The sequence below is a fragment of the Dietzia sp. B32 genome (assembly GCF_024732245.1).
Lineage (GTDB): Bacteria > Actinomycetota > Actinomycetes > Mycobacteriales > Mycobacteriaceae > Dietzia.
In genome coordinates, this window is sequence record NZ_CP093845.1 from 1,704,697 (window position 1) to 1,719,789 (window position 15,093).

Consider the following 15,093-nt stretch of genomic DNA (forward strand, 5'->3'; position numbering starts at 1 on the left):
GTTTGATTCTCGGTGTCCGGTGGCCCGAAGCGCGGCCCTGCACGTATTGTTACTCAGCAGTAAGTTACTTGTCGACCCGTAGTACCGCACCTCTCCAGGAGATGATCGCCATGGCACAGGGCAACCTCGACCTCTACTCGCAGTTCGTGACCTCGGCCCCCGGGTCGTTCATCGCCGGCAAGGTCGGCCTCCCGCAGCCGGAGCAGCTGCGACGGTACGAGGCCGGACAGCCCGCCCTGCACGGTCCCGTCCTCATCGGCGGCGAGGGCCGCCTGGTCGAGCCCGTCCGCGAGATGCTCGCCGGCGACTACGAGCTGGCCGGCGCCGGCGCGGAGGGCAAGTTCGCGGGCCTCGTCTTCGACGCCACCTCGCTGCGCCGCGCCGAGGACCTCAAGGCCCTGTTCGAGTTCTTCAACCCGGTGGTGCGCAACGTGGCCGCCAGCGGCCGCATCGTCGTGCTCGGCACCACCCCGGAGGAGACCGGTTCGGTCGAGGAGCGCATCGCCCAGCGGGCCCTCGAGGGCTTCACCCGCTCGCTCGGCAAGGAGATGAAGCGCGGCTCCACCGTCCAGCTCGTGTACGTCTCCCCCGACGCCGACGCGGGCGCCTCCGGGCTCGAGTCCACCCTGCGGTTCATCCTGTCCGCCAAGTCGGCGTACGTCGACGCGCAGGTGTTCCGCGTGGGCGCCGGTTCTGCCACCGCCCCGGCGTCGTGGGACCGTCCGCTCGAGGGCAAGCTCGCCGTCGTCACCGGCGCCGCGCGCGGTATCGGCGCGGAGATCGCGGCCGTGCTCTCCCGGGACGGCGCCCACGTGATCTGCTGCGACATCCCCGCCGCCGGCGAGTCGCTGTCGGCCACCGCCAACAAAGTCGGCGGCACCTCGCTGCCGCTGGACGTCACCGCCGCGGACGCCGCCGAGGTCCTGGCCAAGCACGTGACCGAGCGCCACGACGGCCGCGTCGACGTGCTCGTCCACAACGCCGGCATCACCCGCGACAAGACGCTGGCCGGCATGGACGGCGCCCGCTGGGACTCCGTCATGGCCGTCAACCTCATCGCGCCGGAGCGCATCACCGCCGAGCTCGCCGAGAAGGGCATCCTGGGCGAGGGTTCGCGCGTCGTGGGTGTGTCCTCGATGGCGGGTATCGCCGGCAACCGCGGCCAGACCAACTACGCCGCGTCCAAGGCCGGCGTGATCGGGTTCGTCAACGGCGCCTCCGCCGAGCTGGCCTCGAAGAACGTCACCGTCAACGCCGTGGCCCCGGGCTTCATCGAGACCCAGATGACCGCCGCCATCCCGTTCGCCACCCGCGAGGCCGGCCGCCGCATGAACTCCATGCAGCAGGGCGGCCTGCCGGTCGACGTGGCCGAGACCATCGCCTACTTCGCCAACCCCGCATCGTCCGCGGTCACCGACAACGTGATCCGCGTGTGCGGCCAGTCGCTGCTGGGTGCGTGAGCTGACGTGGAGTACACCCGGCTTCCCGCCATCCCCAACCTGCTGGCCCAGTACGGAAAGGCAGCGCTGGGCGCGATGCCCGTCGTGGGCGGTTCCCGCGACGGCAAGTCCATGCCCGCCAAGGGCGTCGAGGTCTCCGGCGTGCGGGTGGACGTCGCCAACCTGGCCGCCTACGCCCGCGTCTGCGGCCTGCGGCTGACCGACGAGCTGCCGCTGACCTACCCGTTCACGCTGGCGTTCCCGCTGAGCATGCAGCTCATGCTGGACCCGGACTACCCGGTGCCGGCGATGGGGTCGGTGCACCTGACCAACGAGATCGAATCGCGCCGCGCGCTGCGGGTCGGCGACGAGCTCACCATCCGGGCACACGCCGAGAACCTGCGCGAGCACCCCGCCGGGTTGCTGCTGGACATGGTCACCGAGATCAGGACCGGCGACGACGACGAGCCCGCCTGGGTGCAGCGGTCGGGCCTGCTCTCGAAGCGGCGGACCTCGCTCAGCCCCGCCAAGGACGCCCCGCGCCCGCCGAAGCCCGCACCGCCGACCGCGGCCGAGATCGGCGACCCCACCCTGGTGAAGTCGGTGTCCGAGGCGCAGATCGCCGAGTACGCGGCCGTGTCCGGTGACCGCAACCCGATCCACGTGTCCAAGGTGGGTGCGAAGGCGTTCGGATTCCCCAACGTCATCGCCCACGGCATGTGGACGGCTGCCACGCTGCTCGGCACGGTCGAGGGCGGAATCCCCGAGCGGGCCCGCTTCTCGGTGGAGTTCGGCAAGCCCGTGATCCTGCCGGCCAAGCTGGGTATCTATGCCCGCCGCGGCGGCGCCGGCGACCCGGCATGGTCGCTGACGGTGCGCAATCCCAAGAAGCTGGGCACCGTGCACGCGACCGCGAGCATCGACGAGCTGTAATCTTCGGCGGTACCCGCCGGCGGGTACCGCCGGCGTCGAGAAGACCGTTCCGCACACATCGCCCGAGAGGCGGGTGTGCGGAACGGTCTTCTCGTTCGCGTGGACCACCAGGTCCGGTGTCGCACCCTCCGCGGGTCGAATAGGTTCGGCCTCACGGGGCGCCTCACCGGATCCCCCATCCAGCCCAGCCCACCCCAGGAGCGACTGTGAACCGCACCGAGTTCCCCCGCTCCCTCACCGGGTTGGCCGCCCTCCTGGCGGTGGTGGTGGCGGTCCCGCTCGCCGCGTGCTCGACGACCGACGGCGGGGACGACGGGGACGGCGGCGGGTCCGTGAGCAGCAGCCCGGCCGGATCGTCGACCTCCGGGCGACCCCTCACGCCCGGCCCCGCCGTCGAGGTGGAGGTGGTCGCGGACGGGCTGACGATCCCGTGGGACGTGGTCCGCGACCCCGAGGGCGTCATCATCACCGGCGAGCGGGGCTCGGGAACCCTGTACGCGATCCGCGAGGGTCGTGAGAGGACCCTCGTCGAGGCGGACCTCGGCGAGGTGTACGACCGGGGAGAGAGCGGGCTGATGGGGATCGCCCTGGCTGCCGATTTCGCCAGCAGCCGCGAGGTGTACACCTGCCACTCCGACGCCGCGGCGGGAGACAACCGCGTCACCGCGTGGACCGCAGCAGAGGACTGGTCCGCCCTCGGGTCACCGCGCGTCCTCGTGGACGGGATCCTCCTGGCCGAGCGGGGGCTGCACTCGGGGTGCCGCATCCTCGCCCACCCCGACGGCACCCTGTACATCGGCACCGGCGATGCGTTCACCGGCCCGGCGCCCCAGGACCCCGATTCGCTCTCGGGCAAGATCCTGCACGTCACCCGCACCGGTGCGCCCGCCGATGACACCATCGACGGCTCGCGGGTCCTGACCTACGGGCACCGCAACGTGCAGGGGTTGGCGCTACGGCCGAGTTCGGGCCAGATCGTCTCCGCCGAGCACGGGCCGAACGTCGACGACGAGGTGAACCTCGTGCTTCCGGGGTCGAATTACGGGTGGGCGCCGGATTCGGGCGGCCGGTACGACCAGGACGTGCCGATGACCGACGTCGACCGCTTCCCCGATGCCGTGGAGGCATCGTGGCGGTCGGGGGCTCCGACGCTCGCACCCGGCGGAATCGCGTTCCTCGACGACCCCGCGTGGGGTGAGTGGGACGGCGCCCTGGCGGTGGCGATGCTCAAGACCAGCCAGATCGTCCTCGTGACCCTGTCCGAGGACGGCTCCACCGTCACCCGGTCCGCGGCGATCCTGCGCGACGAGCACGGCCGCCTGCGGTCGATCACCCCGGAGCCCGGAGGGTCGCTTCTCGTGAGCACCTCCAACGGTGACGGCGACGACGAGATCCTCCGTGTCCGTCCCTCCGGCTGACCCCTCTCCCTGTCCGGTACCGCCGGTGCCACTTCACGCATATGTTGTGGGCCGCAACACCCTTCGTGCCCCCGTCCCCAGGGAGATCCCCGTGCCGTTCAGCTCCGCCCGCCGCGCGTCCCGCGCCACCACCCGCTCCCGCGCCCGATCCGTCGTCGGTCTCGCCGCCGCTGCCACCGCCGTCACCCTCGCGCTCCCCGCCGTGGCATCCGCCCAGCTCGGCTCCCTCGGGGCCGGTTCGGCCGGCCTGGTGGACACGGGTTCCGTCCCGCCGGGCGTGCTGTTCCCGCCGACCCCCGGCATCGGTGCCGGGGAGAGCGTCAGTGTCGTCGACGGCCCGGCCGTCGAGACCGGGGTCGTCATGGAGGGGCTCAATATCCCCTGGGACGTGGTCCGCACGCCGGACGGGACCGTCCTCACCGGCGAGCGCGGAGGCCGGATGGTCGTCCACCGCCCGGGCGAGGGGCAGCGCACGGTCGCGATAGACCTGCCCGGCCTCGTCCGCCAGTCCGAGAGCGGCCTGATGGGCATGGCCGTGGACGCGGGCTTCGAGCAGAACCGCGAGATCCACGTGTGCTGGTCGCGGGCGGTCGGCGGCGAACGTGACAACCGGATCACCACGTTCGAGGTCGACGAGGACTGGACCACCATGGCCAAGGTCCGGGACACGCTCACCGGGATGCCGCTGGGAGTCGAGGGCATCCACAGCGGCTGCCGACTGGCCACCGCTCCCGACGGGTCGATCTACGTGGGCACCGGCGACACCTACGGCCCGACCGGGCCCCAGTCGCTCGAGTCGCTCGCCGGTAAGACCCTGCACATCACCCCTGACGGCGACCCCGCGACGGGCGACTCGGTGATCCACACGATCGGCCACCGCAACGTCCAGGGCCTGGCGATCGAACCGGGCACCGGCCGCGTCTACTCCGCCGAACACGGCCCGGACGTCGACGATGAGGTCAACCTCCTCCAGCCCGGCGGTAACTACGGCTGGAACCCCAACGTCGGCGGGCAGTACAACCAGAACGTGCCGATGACCGACACGGCCAGGTTCCCCGACGCGGTCGAGGCCGTCTGGTCGTCCGGCGAGCCGACCCTCGCGCCCGCCGACATCGAGTTCCTCGGGCCCGAGTGGGGCGAGTGGGAGGGTGCGCTGGCCATGGCCAATCTCAAGACCCAGAAGTTGGTCCTGCTCCGGCTGAGTGAGGACGGGCGCTCGGTCGTCGACGCGTCAGTTCTGCTCGAGGGCGAGTTCGGCCGCCTGCGTTCCCTGGCCCCCGAGCCCGACGGCTCGCTGCTGGTGACGACCTCCGACGCCGACGGCCGGGATCAGGTGCTGCGCATCAGCCCGGCAGCGGGCTGACCGGCCTAGAGCCGCAGCACCCGCCGGGCGGCGTCGGCCAGCGCGATCGCGTAGCCGGCGCCGTGCCCGGCCGAGTGCGTGGCCAACGGGTGCAGCTGGTGCAGCGGGATCCTGTCGCGCCAGCCCTCCCGCAGCGGGTGCGCCTCGTCGTACCCGCTCACGATGTCCGCCAGGTGCGGGGCACCGAACAGCGCCAGCATCGCCAGATCGGTCTCGCGGTGCCCCCCGTGCGCGGCGGGGTCGATGAGCACGGCCCGGGCCTGCTCACCGGATCCGGTCCACAGGACGTTGCCCGTCCACAGGTCGCCGTGGATGCGTGCCGGGACGTCGTCGGGATCGTCGAGATCGCCTGACGCGACGCGGTCGCAGGCTCGCTCGACCACCGCCAGGTCCGCGCCACCGAGAACGCCGAGGTCCACGGCGATCCGCATAAACGGCCGGACCCGCTGCTCGGCGTAGAACTCGCCCCACGACCCGGAGGGGACGCACTCCTGGGGACGGTTCCCGATGAAGCACCGGCCCGCCCAGCCGTCGGCGGGTGCGCCCCAGGCGGCAGCGCCCGCATCGTGCATGGCCGCCAGCGACCGACCGAACCGCAGAGCCGCTCGCGTCGTCGCGCGACCTGCGGGGATCCGTTCGAGGACGATCTCGTCGTCGTCGACCCCCACCACCCGGGCCACCTTCGGCCCGCCGGGGGCCGCGGCGAGCCACGCGAGACCCGCGGCCTCGTGCCGGAAGAAGTCGGGCCCGTGGCGGCAGCCCTTCTTGACGAACACCCGGTCATTCACGTCGTCACTCACGTCACGGCCTCCCCGTGATCGGTGCGGTCCGCCCGGCCGAGCAGCGGCCCGGCGAGCGCGGCGATGAGGACTCCGCCCACGAGCATCGGCACGACGGTCCAGCGCAACCCGGCGTGCTCGGCGATGAGACCGACCAGCGGCGGGGAGGCCAGGAAACCCAGGCGGAGGACCCAGTTGAGAACGGCCAGCCCGGCGCCCGGGGCGAGGCCGGGGACGGAGTCGGCGCCGACCATCGCGCCCGGGATCACGGTGGCGATCCCCCAGCCGGCCAGCACGAACCCGACGAGCAGCACCGCCAGCAGGACGGGGCCGTCGAGGAGGAACGAGGCGGCGAACACCGAGCCGATGCCCACCACGACGCACACCCCTCCCATCCGGCCGACGCGCGCGGCCCCCACGCCCTCGACCAGTCGGTCGCCCGTGAAGCGCCCGACGAGCTGCGCGCCCTGCACCGCGATGAACCCGAGTCCGGCCAACCCGGCGCCCGCGATCGTGGTCTCGCGCAGGTAGAGCGCGGACCAGGTCTGGGCGAAGTCCTCGACGATCGTGGCGCAGCAGGCGAGCAACCCCAGTGCCAGCAGGAGCAGTAGCGCGCGCCGGCCCGGAACGCGGCGCCCGGTGGGGGACGGCGCCGCGGCCGGCGCGGGCGCCCTGTCTGCGGGCACCCTGTCTGCGGGCACGGCGTCGAGATCGCGGCCGACCTCGTCCTCGGCGACAGCCGGGCCCAACCGGAGAGGGAACGCGGCCAGCGCGGCGAGTGCGCAGACGGCGCCCGCGGCGATCATCTGTCCCACCGCCGGCGTGCCGGCCCCCGCGGCCACCGATCCCCCCGCCGCCCCGAGCGCCGCGCCGAGCGACCACACCGCGTGGAAGCGGTTGATGACGGACCGACCGTGGCGCAGCTGCACGCGGATGCCGTGCGCGTTCATCGCCACGTCGGTGATCGCGTCGCACAGCCCGAACAGCAGCAGCAACCCCGCGAACACGGCCACCACGGGCGAGAATCCGACGAGTGCCGCGATGGTGGACGCCACGACCATCGCGGCGACGGCGACCGTCCCGTCCGACCGCCGTCGCATGAACGCGGGGGTGAGGAGCCCGCCCACCAGCGCGCCGGCCGGGTAACAGCCCATGGCCAGGCCGAAGGCGGCCGGGCCCAGGTCGAGGGCGTCCTTGAGGTCGGGCAGACGGGGCACGATCGCGCCGAAGATCGCCCCGTTGGCGGCGAAGAGCAGTGCGGTGGCGGCGATCGGCCCTCGGACTGCTCCGGCCCGGGCACTGCCGCCACCCTCTCGCGTCCGGGTCGTCGAGGTCACGACCGCCACACTACGTCCCGCGCCCACGAGGGCCCGGGCGCTCGGCGGTAGCGTTGCGGCCGAGAGCAGCGGACCGGTGAGGGGAGAGCGCCCGTGTACGACGTGACGGCAGGGATCGAGACCGAGGACGGTGGTCGGCGCGTGGCGTGCCGGGTGCCGCTGCCCGTGGCACCCACGGTGGTGTGGGACGCGGTGGCCACCGGTGAGGGGATCTCGTCCTGGTTCGTCCCGTGCGCCCTGGAACCGCAGGTGGCGGGGAGGATCGTGCAGTTCGCCGACCCCGGTGCCCCCGACCCCACGGCCGGCCCGGAGGCCGCCGCCGAGGCGATGCTCACCGCGACGGTCGGCGAGATCACCGCCTACACGCCACCCGCCGGGAGCGTCCCCGGACTGTTCTCCTACTCCGAGCGGGACTGGATGGGCGAGGGTGTCCCGGTGCCGCCGTGGGAGACGTCCTGTGAGGTCGTCGACGACGGCGAGGGCGGCAGCGTGCTCACCCTGCGGTCGGGGTTCGGCTCCGGCGGGCAACTGGCGGAGGAGTCGGTGGACGGCAGTGTCGACGGCTGGGTGCAGGCACTGACGGTGCTGGCCCACCGGCTCACCCATCGCCCGGCCGACGGGGTGGTGACCGTGGACGCCGCAACCGAGCCGGTCGAGTCGAGTGTGCCGGAGCTGTGGCAGCGGGTGACCACGGCGCTGATCGCCCCGGCGTCCGGTGCCGGGGGGAACCCGGGCGACGGTGGCGCGGTGGCCAGGTCCGGTGAGGTGGGCGGGATCGTCGCGGCCGAGTCGCAGGCCTCGCGGACACTCATCCTGTCCGCGCCGGCCGACGGCATGCTCGAACTGTTCGCGTTCCCCGCCGGGGAGACGCACGAGGACGCCGCGGGCCGGGCCGCGTTGGCGGTGCGGGTGTTCGAGTACGTCGACGCCCCCGGTGGCGACGGTCTCCCGCTCGGCGCCGCGGCCGTCGACGTCACGCCCACCTGGGACGCGCCGCGCTGGCGCGAGTGGCTGGACGAGCTCACCCGGGGCTGAGCCGGGCCCTCACAGGGGTGGGCCCTGACAGGGGGCGAAACGTCGCGGTCGTATCCGCCGATGTTCTCACCGACCGCAGTACTGTTGCGGGGAAGTATCGTGACGGGCCGCGCGAGCACGGCCCGTTCCCGAACCGCACACCGACGAGGAGCTACATCCGTATGGCGGATTCCAACGAGACCGTGACCATCGCGACCGGCGTGGGCGCACCCGGGTCCACCCTGCTGGGTATCGGCGCGTACCGCCCCGGTCGCGTGGTGAGCAACGAGGAGATCTGCGAGACGATCGACTCGAACAGCGAGTGGATCTACGAGCGGTCCGGGATTCTCAACCGTCGTTTCGCGAGCGCCGACGAGTCGATCGTCATGATGTCCACCGAGGCAGCGAAGAAGGCCGTGGCCTCCGCCGGGATCGACCCCGAGCTCGTCGACGCGGTCATCCTGTGCACGTCGACCAACTGGACCCAGGTGCCCCACGCGGCTCCCCAGGTGGCCACGAACCTCGGACGCAACGGCATCGCCGCGTTCGACCTCACCGCCGGCTGCGCCGGGTTCGGGTACGGCCTGGCGGTCGCGACCAACATGATCCGCGGCGGCGCCTCCCGGTACGTCGTGGTGATCGGCGTGGAGAAGATGAGCGACGGCATCGACTTCACCGACCGCAACACCTCGTTCATCTTCGGCGACGGCGCCGGCGCTGTGGTGGTGGGCCCGTCCGACACCAACGACATCAGCCCGGTGGTCTGGGGTTCCGACGGCGAGCAGGGTGGCGCGATCAGCCAGACCAAGGACTTCAAGGCCTACGTCGACGAGGTCGACTCCGGTGCCGACGACGTCCGGCAGCCCTACCTGACCATGAACGGGTCCAAGGTCTTCCGCTGGGCCGCCGTGCAGGTCTCCAAGGTGTGTGCCGAGACGCTGGAGACGGCCGGCGTGACCGCCGAGCAGATCCAGGCGTTCGTCCCGCACCAGGCCAACGGCCGTATCAACTCGGCCATGGCCAAGCACCTCGGCCTGCCCGAGAGCGTGGCGATCGCCAACGACATCGAGCAGACCGGCAACACCTCGGCCGCCTCGATCCCGCTGGCCATGGAGACCATGCTGCGCGAGGGCCAGTCCAAGCAGGGCGACGTGGCACTGTGCATCGGCTTCGGTGCCGGCCTGTCCTACGCCGGCCAGGTGGTCCGCCTCCCCGCGGCCCCGCCCGTCGACTGACGGCCCCGGCGTCCCTCCCGGAGTGACCGTGAGGTCCTCGGGAGGGTCGCCCAACTAGACACGTGTTCATGAGAAGGTGACCTCATGCACACGTCTCGTTCCCGGCGCGTCACGCGCCGCCTGGTCTCCGGTGCCGCGGCTGCCACCGTCGTTCTGCTGACCCCCCTGCTGGCCCCGCTACTGGCCGCGCCCGCGGGGGCCGCGCCCGCCATCCCCGGCCCCGTCGCGCCGCAGGCCTCCCCACTCGAGCTCGCCGGCGGATCCGCGCAGACGCTGGGTGGCAACATCGCCGGACAGGTCACGGGCACGGAAATCGGTCCGTCCGTCCTCTCCGGACCCGGCACCGGCCCGTCCAAGTACGTGGCCCTCGGTGACTCCTACGCCGCGGTCGGCAGGATCGCGCCCGGTGCGTGGGGCGCCGGTCCCGTCGCGTGCGTGCGCACCGACGACGCCTACCCCACCGTGGTCGCCCGTGAGCTGGGGGTGGGCACATTCGTCAACGCGAGCTGCGGCGGCGCGGTGGCCGACGACTTCCTGGCGGTTGGCCGGACCGGAGCCCCGCCGCAGTTCGACGCCCTCGACGCAGACACCGACCTGGTGACCATGACGATCGGCGGCAATGACGTGGGCTTCGCCGCCGTGATCGTGGCGTGCGCGCTGCGGCCCAACACCGCGCCCGAGCTGCTGCCGCTCGTCGACGGTGCCACCGCGAGCCTGTCCAAGGGGTTCGATCCCACCGCAGGCTGTTCGGACGTGGTGGACCGCCAGGCCGCCCGCGCGCTCGCGGATCTGGACCAGCGCATGGACGCGGTGTACGCCGGGATCGCCGAGCGCGCACCGCGGGCCCGCGTTGTGACCGTCGGCTACCTGGCCGCGGTGCCCGAGGACGACCGGATCATCCAGCAGTCCCCCGCCTGCGCACCGTTCATGGCGATCAGCCGGGAGGAGCGGGCCAAGGTCCGCGGCTTCCAGGACAGCATCAACCGGGTGGTCCGCGACGCCGCCGAGCGCAACGGCGCCACGGTCGTGATCCCCGACGAGCCGGGGCACTCGATGTGCACCTCCCCCGAGACCCGCTGGGTCGACTTCACAGGACTGGAGACGGGCGCGGTGCCGGTCCACCCGACCAGCGCCGGTCACGCGCACGTCGCCGACCGGGTACTGGCCGCACTCGACGGCTGACGAACGGACCCGATACCTGACGCCTGTCCAATTGGGACCGATCTGGTCACGAAGCGGCGTCGATGAGAGAACATTGATCCCATGTTCACCTCTCATCGTCGCCGCTTCGGCAGCTCTCGTTCCCTCACCACGTCCCTCGCCCTGGCGGCCTCGATCGCGCTCACAGTGGCTCCCCTCGCCAACGCCCAGTCCACAGCCCGGGCGAACGGCACCATCGCCGTCAGTTCACTGGGCACGACCAATACCGCCCCCGGCAGCGTCGCCGGCTCGCTGGAGGCCGTCGGTTCGCTGACCCGGGCGACCTACGACGAGTACGTGGCGCTCGGCGACTCCTATGCCGCGTTCGGCGACCAGAGCCAGTCCGCCGGAGGGCCGGCGCAGTGCGCCCGGAGCCTGACCAACTACCCGACCGTCCTCGACGCCGACCCGCGCGTCGGCGAACTCACGGACGTCACGTGTGGCGGGGCCATCATCCCCAGCCTGACGGGTTCCCAGCACGAGGGAGTCCCCGCCCAGCTCAACGCCATCGACGCCGACACCGATCTGGTGACCCTGTCGATCGGCGGCAACGACGTCGGGTTCGGCAAGATCGTCAACTGCATCACCAAGCAGGCTCCCTACACCGCCACCCCGAGCTGTCGGGTCACGCTCGACGACGACATCACCGCCGCCATCGACAACGTCTTCGGCGCGGGTGCCGAGGAGGACGTACCGGTCGCGACGAAGGTCGACACGATCTACGCCCTGATCGCCGAGCGGTCGCCCGGCGCCACGGTCGTCGCAACCCAATACCTGCCACTCATGCCCGCCGAGGGTGAGAGCTGCGCGTTCACCGAGCGGCTCGTTCCGGACGACGTGAAGTGGGCCCGCGAGGTGACCGCGAAGATCAACGCCGCCGTCGACGCCGCCGCCCGCCGCAACAACCACATCTCGGTCCTGCCCGTCGACCCCACCGTGGACCGCAGTGCGTGCGGCGACGCCGATGAGCGCTGGACCGACTTCCTCGGCGGGGCCCCGACCGGCGCCTACCCGATGCACCCCACTGCCCTGGGCCAGGAGGCCATGGCGTCCGCCATCGCTGCGGCCATCTGACCGCCGTCACCCCGATGCGGCCACAGCCGCCCTCCGGCATGGCGTCTCGCGCGCACCGCGGTGCAGGCGAGACGCCATCGCGGCGCGCGGCTGCCGTGTGAGCGGGCGGCTGCGTCGTGAGCGGGCGCCCGTCAGCCGCCGAACAACCCCTGGCCCACGTACCCGCCCTCGGGTGCGCCGGGCGGGAGCGCGAACACCGCCGACCCGATGGGGACGGTCCACGTGTTGAGCGAGTCCTGCTCGGCGAGCCGCTGCTGGACGGGGATGTACGTGCGGACCGGATCGGCCTGGTAGGCGGTGAACAGCAGCCCGGAGTTGCTGATCTCGCCGCCCTCCGGCGGGTCGTCGTAGTTGTACGGCCGCCGGAGCATCGCCTCACTCCGCTCGAGCTGCCTGGCTCGCGCGATGTGGGACTCCGCTGGGATCACCGGCAGGCCCACCTCGTCGATCGCCTCGAAGTCGGCCGGATCGTGCTCGGCCGTCCCGGTCAACGGCGCGCCGGTGTCGAGCCGCCGGCCCACGCTCAGCTCGCGGGAGGTGCGGTCGATCTCCTCCCACGTGTCCATCGTCATGCGAATTCGCCGCAGCACGAGCGAGGACCCGCCCCGCATCCACCGCTGGACCTGCCCGTCAGAAGAGCTGCCGTCGGAGAACAGGATCTGGTCGAAGTCCACGTCCTCCTCGGTGGGGTTGACGGTGCCGTCGATCTGACCGAACAGATTGCGCTGGGTCCGCCCGCTCGGGTCGGTGCCGACGGCCTTGCGGAAGCCCCGCTGCGCCCACTTCTGGCGGGCCACCCCCCGGACGCCGGAGGCGAGGATCCGTGCGGCGTGGGAGACGATCACCGGGTCGTCGGCGCAGATCTGCAGCAGCAGGTCTCCTTCGGACCACCGGTCCTCGAGCTTGTCGATCTGCGGGAACGCCGGCAACTGAGCGAGCCACGAGGGACGTTTGTCCGGCATCCCGATCGCGTCGAACAGTCCGGGGCCGAACCCGATCGTCACCGTGAGCCGTGCCGGGTCCTCGGCCAGTTCCGGTTCGAGGTCGGCGAGTCCGCCGCGGCCCTGCGTGAGCCGGGCGGCGTCCTGGGACCACGCCCTCAGGACACCCTCGATCTCCGAGCGCGTCGCTCCCGGGACGATGTCGAACGCCACGAACGCGGCATGTGATTGCGGTGGCGTGGTGATGCCGGCCTGGCGCGGGCCGTGGAACGGTTCGGTGGTCGCCCCGACGACTCGCGAGTCGGCGACGGTCTTCCAGTCTCCGATCGCCTCGCCGTCGTCGACGACACCTCTCCCCGCGTAACCCGCAGCGCCGCCCACCACCGCGCCACCGACGACGCCGCCACCGACCATGGCCGCGACGCCGCCGGTGAGGACCGATCGCCTGGACAGACCTCGACGGGCCTGGTCAGCCATCGTGGTTCATGCCTCCCGCATCGGTATCGGCCGTCGCGCCGCCGTGCCCGCCGCCGACGTACTCCTCCTCGCCGCCACGGAAATCGCGGGCGGAGACGGTGACGTCCTGCTCGGCGCCGTCGAACTCGAGGGTGAGGGTGATCTGCTGGCCGGTCGTGATGGGGCGCGCCAGCTCCATGAGCATGATGTGGTTACCGCCGGGCGCCAGGACGAGTTCACCACCGGCCGGGATGACGAAGCCCTCTTCGCGTTCCTGCATCATCATCCCGCTGGCGCCGGGGACGGTCTCGTGCAGTTCGGTGCTGCCGCCGAGGTCGCTGTCGACGCCGGTCAGGTGCAGGTCGGTGTCACCGGTGTTGGTGATCGTGCCGAAGACGCCGGACATCTCCGAGTCGGTGGCCTTGGCCCAGCCGTCGTCGAAGGTGATCGTGGCTGTGCTGGCGGCGGTGTCGGCGGTGGTGGTGGTGACGGCACCGTCGGCGTCGTCGGTCGAGCAGGCCGCGGTGAGGGCGAGCGTCAGTGCGGTGGCCGCGGCGAGGGCGGTCCGGGTGTGGGTACGCATGGCGTGGGTGTCCTAGGTGTGGTGTGTGTGGGCGCCCGGCAGCGCGGGGCGCGTACCGGTGCAGGGGTCGTCACACAGTCACGGGCGGCGCACGGGTTCCCCCGCGCGCCAGGAGGAACCGTCCGCGGAGGGTGTAGGCGTCGTACGAGGCCAGGAGCCTGGCGACGACGACGAGGTGAGCCGTCGCCGGAATGGGCCGTACCCGGGCCGCCAGCCAGGACAGAGTCCCGGAGAGGATCGCGACCAGCACGAGCGTGGTGGCGATCGCTGCCACGTGGGCGCCGAGCATTGCCGGCGTGAGCAGTGCCGCTGCCGAGGATGCCGGGGCCAGGCCGACGCTGTCCATCGCGGCCCGGAGCGCCTCCGGGTCGGTGGTGTGGTGGCCGGATGCTCCGGCTGCGCCGTGGGTGTGCCCGGAGGCCAGGACGACGTGGACGAGTCCCTGCCCTGCGATCAGTCCGGCCGCAGCCGTGAGGGCCGGGGCCCGATGGCGGGCGAGCGCGGCGGTGACCGCTCCGACCCCGGCACTCGCGGCCGCGACGGAGAGGACCTGACCCGACGTGGGCGGGCCGGCCAGGACGCCGGCGGCCAGTCCGTGGGCACTGATGCCGAACACGCCGCTGACCAGCGCCACCACGATGCCCACGACCGCGGTCACCGCGGGTGGGACCTCGGCGCGAAGGCAGTCAGCGGACATGACCCGATTCTAATGCGCCCCTCCGACAGGGCCTATCCGGCGGTGGAGCCCTCGGTGGTGGTGACGATGCGGGCGCGCTCCTCGTCTGCCAGCCCGGCCTCGATCCGGGCGAGCATGTGGGGCCGCATCTCCGGCAGGTCGTCGACTCCGAACCAGCGGACGTCGGTGTTCTCGCCGTCGGCCGCGTGCGGGTCGCCGCTCAGGTAGGTGCAGGCGAAGGTGTGGTCGATGTACTGGGCGCGGTCGCCGTTGTCGTAGGTGACCATGCGGGAGACACCGATGGAGGCGACGCGGTCGACGCGGATGATCACGGCGGCTTCCTCACGGGCCTCGCGGACGGCGGCGTCGGCGGGGTGTTCGCCTGGGTCGACGATGCCGGTGACGGGGGTCCACCAGCCATTGTCGCTGCGCCGGACCAGGAGCACGCGGGCATTCTCCGCGTCCCGGATGACCGCGGTCGCTCCGGCGAGCCAGAGCGGGGCGGAACCCACGTGCTTGCGGAGCTCGAGGACGAAGTCGGGGGTGGCCATGTCGGAGAGCGTATCCGGGGGTCGAAATGGCGGATCCCCCGCCGACCGTGTGGTCGACGGGGAATCGCCGGGGTGCTATCCGATTGCTGACTCA

At 72.2% G+C, this 15,093-nt stretch carries 14 protein-coding genes; 8 read left to right on the top strand and 6 right to left on the bottom strand.

Going from position 1 to position 15,093, the window contains the following annotated elements; all coding sequences use genetic code 11:
* The first annotated feature begins 110 nt into the window (after nucleotides 1–110).
* The 4 genes from L8M95_RS08120 to L8M95_RS08135 all read left to right on the top strand — a co-directional run bounded on the left by L8M95_RS08120 (nucleotide 111) and on the right by L8M95_RS08135 (nucleotide 5,153).
* Nucleotides 111–1,460, top strand: a complete 1,350-nt coding sequence (locus tag L8M95_RS08120) for a 3-oxoacyl-ACP reductase (RefSeq protein ID WP_396119668.1) — start codon at nucleotides 111–113, stop codon at nucleotides 1,458–1,460.
* Between the two features lie 6 nt (nucleotides 1,461–1,466).
* Nucleotides 1,467–2,372, top strand: a complete 906-nt coding sequence (locus L8M95_RS08125) for a MaoC/PaaZ C-terminal domain-containing protein (protein WP_260488970.1) — start codon at nucleotides 1,467–1,469, stop codon at nucleotides 2,370–2,372.
* Between the two features lie 206 nt (nucleotides 2,373–2,578).
* Nucleotides 2,579–3,790, top strand: coding sequence for a sorbosone dehydrogenase family protein (locus L8M95_RS08130; RefSeq protein ID WP_260488971.1), 1,212 nt, complete (start codon nucleotides 2,579–2,581; stop codon nucleotides 3,788–3,790).
* A gap of 91 nt (nucleotides 3,791–3,881) precedes the next feature.
* Nucleotides 3,882–5,153, top strand: a complete 1,272-nt coding sequence (locus tag L8M95_RS08135) for a sorbosone dehydrogenase family protein (RefSeq protein ID WP_260488972.1) — start codon at nucleotides 3,882–3,884, stop codon at nucleotides 5,151–5,153.
* Between the two features lie 5 nt (nucleotides 5,154–5,158).
* On the opposite strand, the gene L8M95_RS08140 is transcribed toward L8M95_RS08135, so the two are convergent.
* Together L8M95_RS08140 and L8M95_RS08145 are read right to left on the bottom strand one after the other, a co-directional pair.
* Entirely contained in the window at nucleotides 5,159–5,953 is a 795-nt protein-coding gene (locus tag L8M95_RS08140) for a fructosamine kinase family protein (protein ID WP_396119671.1), read from the bottom strand.
* Entirely contained in the window at nucleotides 5,950–7,269 is a 1,320-nt protein-coding gene (locus L8M95_RS08145; protein WP_260488973.1) for an MFS transporter, read from the bottom strand. The genes L8M95_RS08140 and L8M95_RS08145 overlap by 4 nt, the downstream gene beginning before the upstream one ends.
* Nucleotides 7,270–7,362: 93 nt before the next feature.
* Between L8M95_RS08145 and L8M95_RS08150 the strand changes: the two genes are divergently transcribed.
* The 4 genes from L8M95_RS08150 to L8M95_RS08165 all read left to right on the top strand — a co-directional run bounded on the left by L8M95_RS08150 (nucleotide 7,363) and on the right by L8M95_RS08165 (nucleotide 11,792).
* Complete coding sequence (locus tag L8M95_RS08150) at nucleotides 7,363–8,304, top strand: SRPBCC domain-containing protein (RefSeq protein WP_260488974.1); 942 nt, start codon at nucleotides 7,363–7,365, stop codon at nucleotides 8,302–8,304.
* A gap of 161 nt (nucleotides 8,305–8,465) precedes the next feature.
* On the top strand, nucleotides 8,466–9,518 hold the full coding sequence (locus L8M95_RS08155) for a beta-ketoacyl-ACP synthase III (RefSeq protein WP_260488975.1): 1,053 nt from the start codon (nucleotides 8,466–8,468) through the stop codon (nucleotides 9,516–9,518).
* Nucleotides 9,519–9,602: 84 nt separating this feature from the next.
* The gene (locus L8M95_RS08160) at nucleotides 9,603–10,700 is read left to right on the top strand and encodes an SGNH/GDSL hydrolase family protein (RefSeq protein ID WP_260488976.1); all 1,098 of its coding nucleotides are present in this window, start codon (nucleotides 9,603–9,605) and stop codon (nucleotides 10,698–10,700) included.
* Nucleotides 10,701–10,781: 81 nt separating this feature from the next.
* The gene (locus L8M95_RS08165) at nucleotides 10,782–11,792 is read left to right on the top strand and encodes an SGNH/GDSL hydrolase family protein (protein WP_260488977.1); all 1,011 of its coding nucleotides are present in this window, start codon (nucleotides 10,782–10,784) and stop codon (nucleotides 11,790–11,792) included.
* Nucleotides 11,793–11,923: 131 nt separating this feature from the next.
* Here the strand turns inward: L8M95_RS08165 and L8M95_RS08170 are convergent, their stop codons facing one another.
* The 4 genes from L8M95_RS08170 to L8M95_RS08185 all read right to left on the bottom strand — a co-directional run bounded on the left by L8M95_RS08170 (nucleotide 11,924) and on the right by L8M95_RS08185 (nucleotide 14,999).
* Nucleotides 11,924–13,210 carry a Dyp-type peroxidase gene (locus L8M95_RS08170; protein ID WP_260488978.1) on the bottom strand — a complete coding sequence of 429 codons (1,287 nt, stop codon included), beginning with the start codon at nucleotides 13,208–13,210 and terminating at the stop codon, nucleotides 11,924–11,926.
* Nucleotides 13,203–13,772: a copper chaperone PCu(A)C gene (locus L8M95_RS08175; protein ID WP_260488979.1), complete on the bottom strand. Its 570-nt coding sequence runs from the start codon at nucleotides 13,770–13,772 to the stop codon at nucleotides 13,203–13,205. Before L8M95_RS08175 ends, L8M95_RS08170 begins: the two co-directional genes overlap by 8 nt.
* Nucleotides 13,773–13,842: 70 nt before the next feature.
* Nucleotides 13,843–14,469, bottom strand: coding sequence for a hypothetical protein (locus L8M95_RS08180; protein ID WP_260488980.1), 627 nt, complete (start codon nucleotides 14,467–14,469; stop codon nucleotides 13,843–13,845).
* A gap of 32 nt (nucleotides 14,470–14,501) precedes the next feature.
* Entirely contained in the window at nucleotides 14,502–14,999 is a 498-nt protein-coding gene (locus L8M95_RS08185; RefSeq protein ID WP_260488981.1) for an NUDIX domain-containing protein, read from the bottom strand.
* Between the last annotated feature and the right edge of the window lie 94 nt (nucleotides 15,000–15,093).